13 protein-coding genes are annotated in these 13,034 nt (G+C 63.5%); 8 read left to right on the top strand and 5 right to left on the bottom strand.

Annotation, left to right across the window (positions count from 1 at the left end; genetic code table 11):
• Nucleotides 1–22: 22 nt before the first annotated feature.
• Entirely contained in the window at nt 23–856 is an 834-nt protein-coding gene (locus RJT68_RS04075; protein ID WP_407039099.1) for an alpha/beta fold hydrolase, read from the top strand.
• Between the two features lie 322 nt (nt 857–1,178).
• Here RJT68_RS04075 and RJT68_RS04070 read toward each other — a convergent pair whose 3' ends face one another.
• On the bottom strand, nt 1,179–1,697 hold the full coding sequence (locus RJT68_RS04070; protein WP_407039098.1) for a CPBP family glutamic-type intramembrane protease: 519 nt from the start codon (nt 1,695–1,697) through the stop codon (nt 1,179–1,181).
• Between the two features lie 583 nt (nt 1,698–2,280).
• On the opposite strand from RJT68_RS04070, the gene RJT68_RS04065 reads away from it, so the two are divergent.
• The 3 genes from RJT68_RS04065 to RJT68_RS04055 all read left to right on the top strand — a co-directional run bounded on the left by RJT68_RS04065 (nt 2,281) and on the right by RJT68_RS04055 (nt 5,393).
• A complete protein-coding gene (locus RJT68_RS04065) occupies nt 2,281–2,574 on the top strand; it encodes a hypothetical protein (protein ID WP_407039097.1) in 294 nt (97 codons plus the stop codon).
• 212 nt (nt 2,575–2,786) lie between these two features.
• Nucleotides 2,787–4,040, top strand: coding sequence for an MgtC/SapB family protein (locus RJT68_RS04060; RefSeq protein WP_407039096.1), 1,254 nt, complete (start codon nt 2,787–2,789; stop codon nt 4,038–4,040).
• Between the two features lie 258 nt (nt 4,041–4,298).
• Nucleotides 4,299–5,393 carry a sensor histidine kinase gene (locus tag RJT68_RS04055; protein WP_407039095.1) on the top strand — a complete coding sequence of 365 codons (1,095 nt, stop codon included), beginning with the start codon at nt 4,299–4,301 and terminating at the stop codon, nt 5,391–5,393.
• 84 nt (nt 5,394–5,477) lie between these two features.
• Here RJT68_RS04055 and RJT68_RS04050 read toward each other — a convergent pair whose 3' ends face one another.
• Nucleotides 5,478–5,885 (bottom strand): ArsR/SmtB family transcription factor, encoded by a 408-nt coding sequence (locus RJT68_RS04050; RefSeq protein WP_407039094.1) that lies wholly within the window; start codon nt 5,883–5,885, stop codon nt 5,478–5,480.
• Between the two features lie 98 nt (nt 5,886–5,983).
• Here RJT68_RS04050 and RJT68_RS04045 point away from each other — a divergent pair, with 98 nt between their 5' ends.
• Nucleotides 5,984–6,604 (top strand): DUF7509 family protein, encoded by a 621-nt coding sequence (locus RJT68_RS04045; protein WP_407039093.1) that lies wholly within the window; start codon nt 5,984–5,986, stop codon nt 6,602–6,604.
• A gap of 59 nt (nt 6,605–6,663) precedes the next feature.
• On the opposite strand, the gene fdhF is transcribed toward RJT68_RS04045, so the two are convergent.
• Nucleotides 6,664–8,817: a formate dehydrogenase subunit alpha gene (fdhF, locus tag RJT68_RS04040; protein ID WP_407039092.1), complete on the bottom strand. Its 2,154-nt coding sequence runs from the start codon at nt 8,815–8,817 to the stop codon at nt 6,664–6,666.
• A gap of 161 nt (nt 8,818–8,978) precedes the next feature.
• On the opposite strand from fdhF, the gene RJT68_RS04035 reads away from it, so the two are divergent.
• The gene (locus RJT68_RS04035; protein ID WP_407039091.1) at nt 8,979–9,581 is read left to right on the top strand and encodes a hypothetical protein; all 603 of its coding nucleotides are present in this window, start codon (nt 8,979–8,981) and stop codon (nt 9,579–9,581) included.
• Between the two features lie 402 nt (nt 9,582–9,983).
• Nucleotides 9,984–11,111: a CobW family GTP-binding protein gene (locus tag RJT68_RS04030; RefSeq protein ID WP_407039090.1), complete on the top strand. Its 1,128-nt coding sequence runs from the start codon at nt 9,984–9,986 to the stop codon at nt 11,109–11,111.
• Nucleotides 11,112–11,118: 7 nt separating this feature from the next.
• On the opposite strand, the gene RJT68_RS04025 is transcribed toward RJT68_RS04030, so the two are convergent.
• The gene (locus tag RJT68_RS04025; protein ID WP_407039089.1) at nt 11,119–11,277 is read right to left on the bottom strand and encodes a hypothetical protein; all 159 of its coding nucleotides are present in this window, start codon (nt 11,275–11,277) and stop codon (nt 11,119–11,121) included.
• A 122-nt stretch (nt 11,278–11,399) separates the two neighbouring features.
• Between RJT68_RS04025 and RJT68_RS04020 the strand changes: the two genes are divergently transcribed.
• Complete coding sequence (locus RJT68_RS04020; protein ID WP_407039088.1) at nt 11,400–11,561, top strand: hypothetical protein; 162 nt, start codon at nt 11,400–11,402, stop codon at nt 11,559–11,561.
• A gap of 180 nt (nt 11,562–11,741) precedes the next feature.
• Here RJT68_RS04020 and RJT68_RS04015 read toward each other — a convergent pair whose 3' ends face one another.
• A complete protein-coding gene (locus tag RJT68_RS04015) occupies nt 11,742–12,902 on the bottom strand; it encodes a glutathione-independent formaldehyde dehydrogenase (RefSeq protein WP_407040317.1) in 1,161 nt (386 codons plus the stop codon).
• Nucleotides 12,903–13,034: the final 132 nt, after the last annotated feature.

The raw sequence follows: 13,034 nt of genomic DNA, 5'->3' as shown, positions 1-13,034 counted from the left end.
GTGAACGAAGGAGAGCCAGACCATGGCCAAAGCAACACCGCCAGACGCGGGTGAAGAATTGGAAACCGTCACCGCTCCGGATGGGACTGAGATCGCCTACGAACGGACGGGGAGTGGGCCACCACTCGTGCTCGTTCACTGTGCTACCGCTGACCACAGAGTGTGGGAACTCTCCGACGTCCGTGCTACCCTCGCAGAGGATGCCACGGTATACGCGATTGACCGGCGCGGTCGTGGCGGGAGCGGTGACGCCGAGGCGTACGAACCAGAACGGGAGTTCGAGGACGTGGCTGCAGTCGTCGAGTCGATTGACGAACCAGTGACCCTCCTTGGTCATTCCGCTGGTGGATTCTATGCCCTAGAAGCGGCCATGCGAACCGACAATCTTAACGCGCTGGTTCTGTACGAACCGGCCATGCCGATTAACGGGTATGGGGTCGGCTCCGAAGCGGCTCGCACCGAAATGCTGTCGCTACTGGAAGCCGGGGAGACCGAGCAGGCGTACGTAGTCTTCATCGAAAAAATCGCGGAATGGACGCCAGAGGAAGTGGACGCAATTCGATCGGCACCGATGTGGCAGGAGTACGTAGATGGGTTCCCAACACTGATTCCGAAGTATGCTAAAATCCCGGACTACGACTACGATCCCGCACGCTTTGCAGAGTTGACTACGCCGACATTGCTATTAGCCGGGAGCGAAAGCGGTCAATGGGGGAAAGAGACAACCGAGGCGCTCGATGACGCACTCCCGAACAGCCGCGTCGTCACCTTCGATGGCCACGGGCATGCGGCGATGCTCACCGCGCCGGATCGCTTCATCGATGAGATACGCACGTTCATCCGGAAGACGAACTAACGAGTCTACGGTCGATTTCTCTCAACACTTCTGCCTGTTCGACATGTAGGGGTACTACCACAGCTGATTTGCCTGGAGTAATGCGAATAGAGGATATCCGGCATGATGGATACACCCTCTAAGTCGGTCACGCAGTTACTGACAGAGGTCAAGAAGTTGAAGAGGAGGCTGCTGCATACAAGGCGCGAGCGTTTCATTCGTCTTCGGATTGTGTAAACGGAACTACGAATCTATTTATCAACCAGCTTCTGTGCCTCTCTGTAAGCCGTTCACCTGTGTCGGCACGACAGCGCGTGTATGGTCTGCGGTAACCGACATCGCATCACGTACGACCTGTGCGTCTCCGCTCGGCGTTCACCACGACTACTACGAGGATCCAGATTACGACGACGACGATGCTGCGAGCCAGCGTTTCAGGCGGGTAGAACGCCTCGGTCGCGTTCCGCCACCCGTGAAACAGCATTGCTAAGATAACGCTCCGCTCTGTTTGATCATAGAACCAAGCGAGAAGGACAGAAATACCGACGGTCTGGAAGCCGAACACGACGGGATTCGTGGACTCGAACGGCAACGTCGAAGACGCGAGCAATGGGAAGTGCCACAGCACCCAGAAGATGCCGACGACAGCGCCACCGCCGAACACGCCGTACCGACCCTCAACAAGCGGTTGCGCGACGCCCCGCCAGCCGATCTCCTCTTGACCGCCGCCGACCACGGTCGCGTACACGAAGACGAGGGGAAGAACGTATACTGGCGGCATGTTCGAAGCGGTCAGCTTACCGCCCGCCGCGACGAAGATCACACCACCGACCAGCAAAATGCTCACTGGGAGTCCGAACACGAGGAGGTACCACCGGAACTTGACCCGCAAATGGAAACGGCGCTCGAGCCAGCCTCGAACGCTGTCGCCGCGCGACCGAACGACCGCAAGCGCTCCGACCGCTGGCCCGAACGCGCCGAGGGACGTTAGCCCGACGCCCCCCCAGCGGCATTACATCGACAAGCGAGGGGACGAGCAGTGGGCTCCAGACGACCCACGAGAAGGCGAAGGTGACCAGCAGAAAAAACGAGAGCTCGCGGCGCTCTGCGGTCGCATCCTCGACAACCGTGTCGGACGAATGATTTGCCATTCTTGTCCCTTCTTACGCCACGGAAATAAGCGAATTGCTAGTTCCCAACCGTCAGAGATAGCGAAGCGAACGCGTCTCGCCGCTCGTGTGGGGATCGTCTAACGGCACGGCATCGGAGGTGTCATACTAATCCTGCGTGACTCGCCTGTTGGAGGTACACACTATATCTCACACACCAGTTCTACCAGTCGACGAAGAGGTCGATCCAGGGCTCGCAAGAGACAGGGTGCGAATTCGTCACCGAATTTACGAACGACCACAGCATTATGCCGCTTGCTTCCTTAGTGAGTGGGGATGGTAAACACAGAAAACGGACGAGAGAAGCAAGCAGACGACGAGAATCGACGCGGGGACGGAGTTCCGGACGCCCTTCCCGAGTGCCACCGTCGCGGTTGCACCGAGAGGGCGACGTTTGTCGTCCTCGAACGGTATCAGGAAGAAACCGGGCACGGTGCCGTTGAAGCAGAGGCCGTACTCTGTCAAGAGCATACCGACGAAGAGAGTCCCACGAATCTTGATGGCAGTTACGCGGATTACGTGTTCCGTGTCGAGCCTCTCCAAGAGACGCTGGAAATGGACACAGCATGATCAATCGGATGGAGTTCGATCACTCCTGTCGTGCTGAATCTATCCCCTGTGTCGGTCACAGCGTTTCACACGATAGTCGAGTAGTCTGGTCAGGAAGTGCTGAAACAGCGCACTCGATCAGCGAAGATAACCGGGTCAATGAGCGTAGGTGTGAGTACGTGGGTCCCTCCTGTCCCATAGGTTGACGTGGAACCTGATCAAATCTCCGAGCGATGGTTGATCCTGTAACCGATCCACTCACTGAGGTTCTCTTACATCTTCTCGTGGGCGTCGGACTCGGTGCGCTCATCGGGTTGGAACGAGAACAAAGCGAGTCCGGCGGGACGTTCGCTGGAAGTCGGACATTTCCTCTGTTCGCGCTTTACGGAGCACTCGTCGCGGCCTTTTTTCCGACCGTCCTCTCTCTCGCCCTCGGTGTGCTCGTCGTTCCGCTCACCGTCGCATACGCTGGGAAAATCTGGTACGAACGGGACATCGGTCTGACGACGCTGATGGCTGCGCTTCTCACCGCAATACTGGGAGCGATGGCGATGCATTCTGATACCGGAGCAGTTACTGCAATCATCGTCGGCGGTGTTATCACGGTGCTCCTCTCGGTCAAAGAGCCGGTCCACGAATTCGCCGACCAAATCGACGAGACGGAACGCCTGGCCTCGGTGAAGTTCGTCCTCGTTGTTCTCATCGTTCTTCCTGCGCTCCCAGACCGATCACTCGACGTTCTCTATGGACTCAATCCTCGATTTATCTGGTTGATGGTCGTTTTCGTCACCGGACTTGGATTCGTCGCTTACGTGCTCGGGCAATTCCTCGAACCGGCACAGAGCATCGCGGTAACCGGAATCATTGGCGGGTTCGTCTCTTCGACGGCGACGACAGTTACGATGGCGGAGAAGACGGTTCAGAACGAGACGCTGTATCACGTCTGCGCGTTTGCGGTCGTCACTGCATCCATCGTGATGTTCCCGAGAGCACTCATCGAAGTCGCGGTCGTCAATCCAAATCTGCTCTCGAGTGTAGCCGTTCCTCTGGGAGTCATGACCGTCGTTGGGATAGTAGCTGCTGGAACGCTGTACTGGCGGACGATGACCGACGAGACGATTGAGCCCGGCGAGTTGAAAAACCCGTTTCGACTCCGGCCAGCACTCCTCTTCGGCGCGATTTTCGCGGTTGTACTCCTCGTCTCTGAATACGCACACGAGTGGTTAGGCACATCAGGCGTGTACGTCACGGCGTTCCTTTCCGGTCTGGCAGACGTAGATGCGATGACTATCACGTTGAGCAAACTCGCTGCTGAGGGGACTATCTCGACGCAGACTGCAACCACGGGAATCGTCATTGCGGCTATCGCAAACACGTTCGTCAAGGCCGCATTAGCGTGGCTCTTGGGCACCTATCGACTCGGAAAACTCGTGTCCATCGTTCTCGGCGTCGTTGTAGCGAGCGGGCTAGTTCTAGTCGTGATCTAGACTTCCACCGTCGAGCGTCGTTAGTCAGACTACAGTAGCTGTTGAAACGATTTACACAGGGATCGCATAGCTGTCCTGCAATCAGATGTGCAGTTGCCAGAAATAGCGTGTTATGTATAGCGGGTAACGTCAGCAGGGAAGACAGTAAACTCGTCGAGTCGCTACGAACGGATCACCAGGGAACGTGATACGAAATCCACGGGCACAGTACTCGTCACCGGAGACACTATTTTCCCTCTTCGGACGCTGGGTTGGTCTATGACCGTCCGTGAGCCAGAGGGTCTCGTTCCGTTGGCAGTCGACACCCTCCCGATAAATCTCGCGATCCTCGACGACGAGGGGACGATACTGTACACGAACCGGGCCTGGGAGGAGTTCGGAAAGGAGAACGACATCGATCTCCGGCCGGATACGATCGGCGTCAACTATCTCGAGATCACGGAACGAGCGGGGTCAGAAACCGCACGAACGGCCGCGGCCGGGTTATCCGAAATTCTCGAGGGCGAACGGGACCTGTTCGAATTCGAATACCCGTGTCACTCTCCCGACGAGCGACGGTGGTTCCTCATGCGGGCGGCGTCATTCAGCGACGGCGAGCGGAGGTACGTCGCCGTCGCACACTTCGACATCTCCGAACGGTACGAGTACCAGCGTCGGTTGGAAGAATCTAACGAGCACCTCGAGCAGTTCGCCCACGCGATCGCTCACGACCTCCGGGAGCCGCTGCGGATGGTGACGAAGTTCCTGCAACTGATCGAGCGCCGGCACGCCGACGAAATCGCTCAGGACGGCGAGGAGTTCATCGACTACGCGCTCGACGGCGCCGACCGAATGCGTACGATGATCGAAGGGTTGCTCGAGTTTTCGCGAATCGAGACGCGAGGTGAGTCGTTCGAGCCGGTCGATCTCGATGGCGTCCTCGACGACGTACTGACCGATCTCGACGTGCGCATCGAAACGACCGACGCCGAAATCACCGTCGAGTCGCTCCCGACCGTCGAGGGTGACGCCGGCCAGTTGCGACAGGTGTTCCAGAACCTCCTGGATAACGCCATCAAGTACAGCGGCGAGGACCCGCCCGACGTGACGATCTCGGCGACGCGAGCCGAGGGCGAGTGGATCGTTTCGGTCAGCGACCGAGGGATCGGCTTCGAGCAGGGGAAGACGGACAGGATATTCGAGACGTTTCAACGCCTCCACACCCGCGAGGAGCACGCCGGGACGGGGATCGGACTCACGCTCTGTAAGCGGATCGTCGACCGTCACGGTGGCGAGATTTGGGCAGCGTCCCAACCGGAAGCGGGAACGACATTCTCGTTCACGTTACCCGCTCCAGGCGATCGGTTCGAGTGATCGTCCGGTGCTTCTCCTTGCGTGTAGTTGCTGCGTACGGCGTACGCACCCCGTATTCGGTGTCCGCGCGTTCCTCGAGCGCCCTCAGCCGCCCCGTCCGCTATCGTACGCCTCGCGGAAGTCCCGCTCGCGGCGGATGAGTTCCTCGACGCCGTGCTCGAGGATCACGTCGCCGAGCACCGTCGACCGATAATACGCGTAGAGGCCGTCGCGATCGCGCTCCGTCCGGACGCGCTTTTCGACGAGGCCCACGTCTCGGAGTTCGTTGAGGTGGTAGTGGAGCGTGCTGTCGTCGACGTCCATCGCCGCGTCGAGTTCCGCGGGCGTCAGTTCGTCCGCGTGCGCGAGGCGGTAGACGATCTCGAACCGCGTCCGGTTCCCGATCGCCGCCTGCATGTCGAGGTACTCCTCGAGCGAGAGCACGCTGCGCTCGGGGAGCAGGTCCTCCGGATCCTCCGGCGCGTCGTCGACCGGCGTTGATTTCGTCCCCATCGTACCTCGAGGTAGGGGCGGGTGCATCTTAGTCGTTGTCAAGCCAATTTCCGCTGAAAACACCGTCATTTATATGTAATCCGCGAGTCGGTCCCGCTATGCCCCCGGCAATCACGCGAGACCGGATCGTCGACGGTCTCGGCGACGTCCCCTACGATCGGTTCCTCCTCTACCTGATGGGGCCGTACAAGTCGTTCAACCTTCGCTACGTGCTGAGCGACGAGGAACTGGCCGAGATCGACGTCGAGGAGCTTCCCGGGCCGCTCAGGCGGCTCTTTCGAAATCGGGACGCGATCGACGACGCGAAGGCCCTCCTCCGACGGGTGCAGGGGAGCCTGCGGACGGATCCGGGGGTGAACGCCTTCCTCGCGGTCGACGTGGACCTCGACACCGACGACGTCGACGCGGTGACGCAAAGCATCGAGTTCGCCCGCCGCGCGAACGCGACCGTCTTCGTCGTTCCGTTCCTCGGGCACAACTTCGGCGTCGGGGAGGAGGCGGGGAGCATCCTCGAGACGCTCTCTGCGACCCACGGCGACCGGATCGTCTTCGTTCACGAGTCGAACGTGACCAGCGAGATGATCAGGTCGGCGCGGACGCGCTGGGACCTCCGCATCGAGACGTACGAGACGGAAGCGGAACTGGTCGGGATCGTCCGGCGGTTCGTCGTCACCACGATGAACCGCGAGCGGTTCGGCGACCTCGAGCACCTCGACTGACGCGCGGGCCGGCGACCGTCGGCGGCGACAGGAGGGGTGCTCGAGGTCGCCGTTCGGGATCAGTCGTCGGCGGCCGGATCGGCCGTCTCGCCGAGCGGTTCGACGCCGACGTCGATCTCCGCCGCGGCGGCCTTGTACTCGGGGATCTTCGCCCGCTCGTCGAGGACGTGGTTCGTGAGTTTGTTCGCCGAGGCCGCCGCGAAGTGCGGCGTCGTCCAGACGACGCCCTCCTTCGTGTCCTCGGTGACGTGGGCCTCGAGGGTGATCTCGCCGCGCCTGGACTTCAGGCGGACGTACTCGCCGTCCTCGATGCCGTAGCGCTCGGCGTCGGCCGGGTGGACGTCGACGAAGTTCTCCGGGTGTTGGCGGTTGAGCGTCGGCGAGCGGGTGCTCATCGTGCCCGTGTTGTAGTGCTCCTCGAGGCGCGCCGTGGTGAGGATCAGCGGGTACTCGTCGTCCGGCGTCTCCGCGGGCGGGGTGTGTTCGACGCCCTCGATGTGGCCGAGGCCGCTCTCGGTCTCGAACTCGTCCTCGTAGAGGAACGGGTCGCCCTCGTCGCCGGGTTCGTAGCAGGGCCAGTGGATCCCCTCCTCGCCGAGCAGGTCGTAGGTCATCCCGTGGTAGCTCGGACACACCTGGCGGAGTTCCTCGAAGACCTCCTCGGGCGCTTCGAAGTCGAAGTGCTCGTCGCCGTCGTCGAACAGCCGCCGCCCGACCTCGCAGAGGATCTCGAGGTCGTGCTTGGTGTTCTCGTGGACCTTCTCGACGCCGCGCATCCGTTGGACGCGCCGGTCGGTGTTGGTGACGGTGCCGCCGCGTTCGGCCCAGGTCGTCGCCGGCAGGATCACGTCCGCGAACTCGGCGGTTTCGGTCGGGAAGATGTCCTGGACCACCGTGAACTCGAGTTCGTTCAGGCGTTCGGCGACGGCGTTCGCGTCGGGTTCGCTCATCACGGGGTTCTCGCCCATGACGTACAGCCCCTTGATCTGGTCGCCCGCCGCGTAGGAGATCTCGACGTTCGTCAGGCCGGGTTCGTCCGGGATCTCGAAGCCCCAGACCTCCTCGACGGACTCGCGGGCCTCGTCGTCGTCGACCAGCTGGTAGCCCGGGAGGACGTTCGGCATCGCGCCCACGTCGCAGGTCCCCTGGACGTTGTTCTGCCCGCGCAGGGGATTGACCCCGGTGCCGGGTCTGCCGAGGTTGCCCGTGATCAGCGCCAGGTTGATCTCGTTCTGGACGTTGTCGACGCCGCAGGCGTGCTGGCTCATTCCCATCCCGGTGAAGATGGCCGCGTTATCCGCCGTGGCGTACTGTTCGGCGGCGCGCTCGATCTCCTCGAGCGGGAGGCCGCACTCCTCGGCCGCCGCTTCCTTATCGAAGTCCTCGAGGGTCTCCTCGAGGTGGTCGAAGCCCTCGGTGCGCTCCTCGACGAACGCCTCGTCGACCCAGCCGTCCTCGGGGTGTTCCTCGTGGTGCTCGAGGATCGTCTTCAAGACGATGTTGAGGAGGGGAATGTCGGTGCCGGGATTGAGCTGAAGGTGCTGGTGGCGGTCGGAGTCGTCGATCTGGAACGAGCGCGTGGTCTTGTTGGCGTGGGGGTCGACCTGGATCACGGTCGCGCCCTCGAGGACCGCCTGGCGGAAGTACTGGCTGTTGGCGATGGGGTGTTGCTCGCCGGGGTTGGCCCCCTGAATCCAGAAGAGGTCACACTCCTCGCGGAGGTCGCGCATGCTGTTGGTCATCGCGCCCGCGCCGAGGCTCGTCCGGAGCGCCCAGACCGTCGAGGCGTGACACATCCGCGTGCAGTTGTCGACGTTGTTCGTCCCGTAGCGACGCGCGAGCTTCTGGATCAGGTAGTTCTCCTCGTTCATCGTCTTCGAGGAGCCGAAAAAGCCCATCGCGTCGGGGCCGTACTCCTCGCGGATGCGCTCGAGTTCGCTCACCACGCGGTCGTAGGCCTCCTCCCACGTGGCCTCGCGGAACTCGCCCGTCTCCTCGTCCCTGATCTGGGGGGTCGTGAGACGGTCTTCGTGGTCGATCACCTCCGTCGCCGCCCCGCCCTTGATGCAGATGCGTCCCTCGTTCACGGGCGCGTCGCCCCACGGCCTGAACTGGACGTCACCTGGCTCGTCTCCCTGCTGAATCTGAATCCCACAACCGACGCCGCAGTACGGACAGATCGTCTTGACCGGGTCTTGCTGATCGCTGGACATTGTTCGTAATTGTTAGGTATCGGGCCGCCGCTCTGGTTGACACCCGTACGGTCTTCGCCCACGACAATGAGTCTTTCTAGCACCCCACATTGTCGAGGCGGTCCGGCGGCGACGCGACGGGGAAACGTTCACGACCGGTCGTGGCAAACACCCGCACGAAGATGAATCTCACGCGGTCGCTCGTGGAGGCCAAGGCCGACGAGTACCGCGAGCGCGAACCCCTCTATCCCGTCGAACGGGAAGCGGTCGAGACGCTCCCGCGGGCGCTCGAGACGGGCGAGTACGGCCGGCGGGACGTCGAGTGGGTCGTCCAGTGGTACTACCGGCGCTTCCTCGGCGCGGTGGCGAACGCCGAGCGGCGCGACCGCGAGGCGGCGTTCCGCCGCAACGCGTTCGAGGACGTCCGCGAGGCGATCGGAGACGTCGCGACGACGGACGATCCGGGCCGGCGAATCGACCGACTGACCGACCTCGAGGGCGTGGACGTCCCGGTCGCCTCCGCGTTCGCGTTCTTCGCCGACCCCGAGCGGTCGATCGTCGTCGGCGAGCGCGAGTGGACGGTGCTGTCCGAGTGCGGCGAACTCGACGATCCCTACCCGGATCCCCCGTCGGTCGCGGCGTACGAACGGTACCTCGAGACCTGCCGCTCGCTGGCCGATCGCCTCGAGTGCGACGCGTGGACGCTGTACCGGGCGCTCTGGCGGCTGTGGAAGGACCGAGCGGAACGCGAGTCTGGAGAGTCGGAGGCCGGCGACCCACCCTGACCACGAGATCGGACCCGTCCGAGCGCTCGGTGGCGGTGAACGAGAGTTCACGCTCGCGACGGCTGGTGAACTCGACCTCGATCTCGACCGGTTCGCGGTGCTCGAACGGGATCGCCCGCGTCGATCCGGCGACCGTCACCGTCGACTCGGACGGTCGTGCGAAACCCTCCCACGTGCGACGGGAAAAACCGGACCACCGTCGGTCGAGGTCCGCACGTTCGAGGTTCGTCGACGTCCGCGCGCTCGAGGTTATCGAGACGGGAACAGGTTCTCGAGACGGAACAGAAGGGAGCGTGGCTCGAAGGCGTTACCGGGCGTCGAGGGGACCGTCCGGCGCGCGACACAGTCGTCGGGAGTCACCCGGTCACTTAGTACCGCTCAGGACGTGAGAGACGATACCGAATGACTCACGACGATCCGATTCCGGTGACCGTGGTCACCGGCTACCTCGGCGCGGGAAAGACGACGCTGATCAATCACGTGCTGTCGAACCCGGGCGATAGACGGGTGGCGGTGATCGTCAACGATATGGGCGAGGTGAACGTCGACGCGGAACTGATCGCGAGGGAGAACGACGACGAGGGGATCGTCGACCTCTCGAACGGCTGCATCTGCTGTCGACTGCGGGGGGACCTCCTCGACGAGGCGGCTCGGCTGGCCGAACGCCGCGAGTTCGACGCCCTGCTGGTCGAGGCGTCGGGGATCAGCGAACCGATCCCCGTCGCGCAGGTGTTCACGGAGGGGACGGACGAGAGCGACGCGGATCCGACTGAGCTGTTCCGGCTAGACACGATGGTGACCGTCCTCGACACGTACGGGTTCTGGAAGGAGTTCGACGCCGGAGAGCGGTTACCCGAGGGCGCGCGGCCGGACGAGGACCGTCCGCTGGGCGAGGTCCTCGTCGAGGGCGTCGAGTTCTGCGACGTCCTGTTGCTCAACAAGGCCGATATGGTCCCTGAGGACGTCCTCGAGCGCATCGAGGCGGTCGTCGACCGGCTCCAGCCGCGGGCGGAACGGCTCCGCACGACCTACTCGGCGGTGGATCCGGACCTCGTCCTGGACACCGGCCGATTCGACTTCGAGGAGGCGAAGCGTTCCCAGGGGTGGAAGCGCCACCTGCGGGGAGAGGGGCACGACCACGGCGACGGGGACGAACCGCACGATCGCGGGGCGGAACCGAGCGCCGCCGAGCGCCACGGCGTCTCGTCGTTCGTCTTCCGAGCCGATCGCCCGTTCCACCCCGACCGACTCGCCGGCTGGCTCGAGGACTGGGACGGGTCGATCGTCCGGGCCAAGGGCGTCTGCTACGTCGCCGACCGCGAGGAGGTGATCGGCGTCAGCCAGGCCGGCCCCTCGGTCAGGGCCGGACCGATCGGCGAGTGGCGTCCGGAGGACGACCGCGGCACGCAACTCGTGTTCATCGGCCGAGGAATGGACGAGGCGCGGATCCGCGAGGAACTCGAGGCGTGCCTGATCGACGGCGAGGAGTCGGCGTTGATCGACGCGGCGGGCGATCCGTTCCCCCTGTAACGACCGCTCAGGACTCGAGTTCCTCGCTCAGTTCCTCCCAGGACTCGTGGAAGCCGTGGGTCGACCGGTCCGCCGTCCGGTCGGGGAGGGCGTTCCGGTAGACGTCGTCGTACTCGAGCAGCCGCGTCCAGCCGTCGTGGAGGGAGTAGCTACAGTACTGGCACACGGGTTCGGCTACGCCGCTCGGCGACAAACCGTTTTCCCGTCGGGGGTTCGAGGCGAGTCGAGGCGGGACGCGTTTCCGACGAGACAGAAGAGCTATGCCGACTCGAGGGAGGCACGATCAACATGCATCGACGGGGCGGCTACGTGCGGAGCGCGAGCGACACGGTCGAACGCGGGTGCGACCGCTGCGACTGGTACGCGGTGACGGAGTCGTACGCGAAACTGGTCAAGCGGTATCAGGACCACCTGCGCGAAGAACACCCGAAGGCGTGGCTGCGAAGCTAGGTCGGGTGTCGACTCGGGTCGCGCCGGCGTCGACCCGTTCGCTCGAGTGGGAATCAGCTCAACGTCGTTCGGGCCGACGAACGGCTCCGAACGGGCCGGAAGTGCGTCGAACGGCTCCGGGCCGACCCGAACGGGTTCGACCGTTCCCGCGCGGGCCAGGGCGATCCGATTCCGCGGCGGTCAGGGCTCGAGCAGGACCTTGATGACGCCCTCCTCGCGCTCGTCGAACCGCTCGTACATCTCCGGCGCCTGCTCGAGGCCGACGCGGTGGGAGACGACCCAGCTGGGGTCGGCGCGGCCCTCGATGATCATGTCCCGTAGCTCGCGGTTGTACTCCTTGACGTTCGTCTGGCCGGTGCCGAACTTCAGGCCCTTCTCGAACGCCTTGCCGAAGTCGATGCCGAGGCGGCCCTGGGCCGCCATCTCGTCGGGCGCGCCGGGGTCCGAGGGGACGTACAGGCCCGGGATGCCGAGTTCGCCGGTCGGCCGGACGGTCTGGATGAGTTGATTGAGCACGACCGCGGGATTCTCGCGGGCCGGATCGTACGCCTCGTCGCCCGGATCGGTCTCGGGGTCGATCGCCTGGTAGCCCACCGCATCGACCCCCTTGTCGACGCCGTCGCCGTGGGCCTCCTTGATCTGCTCGACGGGGTCGGCCTCCTCGAAGTTGATCGGGATCGCGTCGCAGTGGTCCTCGGCCATCTCGAGGCGGCTCTCGACGCGGTCGACGACGTATATCTCGGCGGCCCCCTGGATCTTCGCGCTGTAGGCGGCCATCAGGCCGACCGGCCCGGCCCCGTAGATCGCGACCGACTCGCCCGGTTTCAGGTTCGCGAGTCTGGTGCCGTGCCATCCCGTCGGGAAGATGTCCGCGAGGAGCGCGAAGGCGTCCTCGTGCTCGTCACCCTCGGGGAGTTTCAGGGCGTTGAAATCCGCGAACGGCACGCGGAGCTTCTCGGCCTGGCCGCCCTTGTACGGCCCCATCGCGACGTACCCGTACGCGCCGCCCGCGAAACCGGGGTTGACGTTGGTGCAGAAGCCGGTGTATCCGTTCTCACAGTTCCGACAGAAGCCGCAGGCCACGTTGAACGGCATCACGACCCTGTCGCCGACCTCGAGCGACGTGACGGCGTCACCGACCTCGATCACGGTTCCCATGTTCTCGTGGCCGAAGACGATCCCCGGGTCGGCCGACGTCCGACCCTCGTACATGTGCAGGTCCGAGCCGCAGATCGCCGTGGTAGTGATGTCGACGATGACGTCGTTCTCGTGTTCGATCTCCGGTTCGTCGACCTCCTCGACGGCTACGTCGTGCGGTCCCTGGTAGACGACGGCGTCCATTGACATTGGTATCAAACCTCGATGAACGGACCACAAACGCCAATGTAAAGCTTCGCGTGGTGACCACGTCAGGACCGACGGACGCTCGAGAATTATTCCGACGGAATCGTCGCCCTGTTCGCCTTCCGCGGC

Origin of the sequence: Halovalidus salilacus, assembly GCF_031852275.1 — an archaeon.
GTDB lineage: Archaea > Halobacteriota > Halobacteria > Halobacteriales > Natrialbaceae > Halovalidus > Halovalidus salilacus.
This window is presented reverse-complemented; position numbering and strand designations above follow the sequence as displayed.

Excerpts from the sequence above, each read along its gene's own strand:
- RJT68_RS04045 (WP_407039093.1), top strand. The coding sequence starts at position 5,984 with ATGCCCCCGGCAATCACGCGAGACCGGATCGTCGACGGTCTCGGCGAC.
- RJT68_RS04060 (WP_407039096.1), top strand. The coding sequence starts at position 2,787 with ATGGTTGATCCTGTAACCGATCCACTCACTGAGGTTCTCTTACATCTT.
- RJT68_RS04075 (WP_407039099.1), top strand. The coding sequence starts at position 23 with ATGGCCAAAGCAACACCGCCAGACGCGGGTGAAGAATTGGAAACCGTC.
- RJT68_RS04050 (WP_407039094.1), bottom strand. The coding sequence starts at position 5,885 with ATGGGGACGAAATCAACGCCGGTCGACGACGCGCCGGAGGATCCGGAG.
- RJT68_RS04015 (WP_407040317.1), bottom strand. The coding sequence starts at position 12,902 with ATGGACGCCGTCGTCTACCAGGGACCGCACGACGTAGCCGTCGAGGAG.
- RJT68_RS04035 (WP_407039091.1), top strand. The coding sequence starts at position 8,979 with ATGAATCTCACGCGGTCGCTCGTGGAGGCCAAGGCCGACGAGTACCGC.
- RJT68_RS04055 (WP_407039095.1), top strand. The coding sequence starts at position 4,299 with ATGACCGTCCGTGAGCCAGAGGGTCTCGTTCCGTTGGCAGTCGACACC.
- RJT68_RS04065 (WP_407039097.1), top strand. The coding sequence starts at position 2,281 with ATGGTAAACACAGAAAACGGACGAGAGAAGCAAGCAGACGACGAGAAT.
- RJT68_RS04030 (WP_407039090.1), top strand. The coding sequence starts at position 9,984 with ATGACTCACGACGATCCGATTCCGGTGACCGTGGTCACCGGCTACCTC.
- fdhF (WP_407039092.1), bottom strand. The coding sequence starts at position 8,817 with ATGTCCAGCGATCAGCAAGACCCGGTCAAGACGATCTGTCCGTACTGC.
- RJT68_RS04020 (WP_407039088.1), top strand. The coding sequence starts at position 11,400 with ATGCATCGACGGGGCGGCTACGTGCGGAGCGCGAGCGACACGGTCGAA.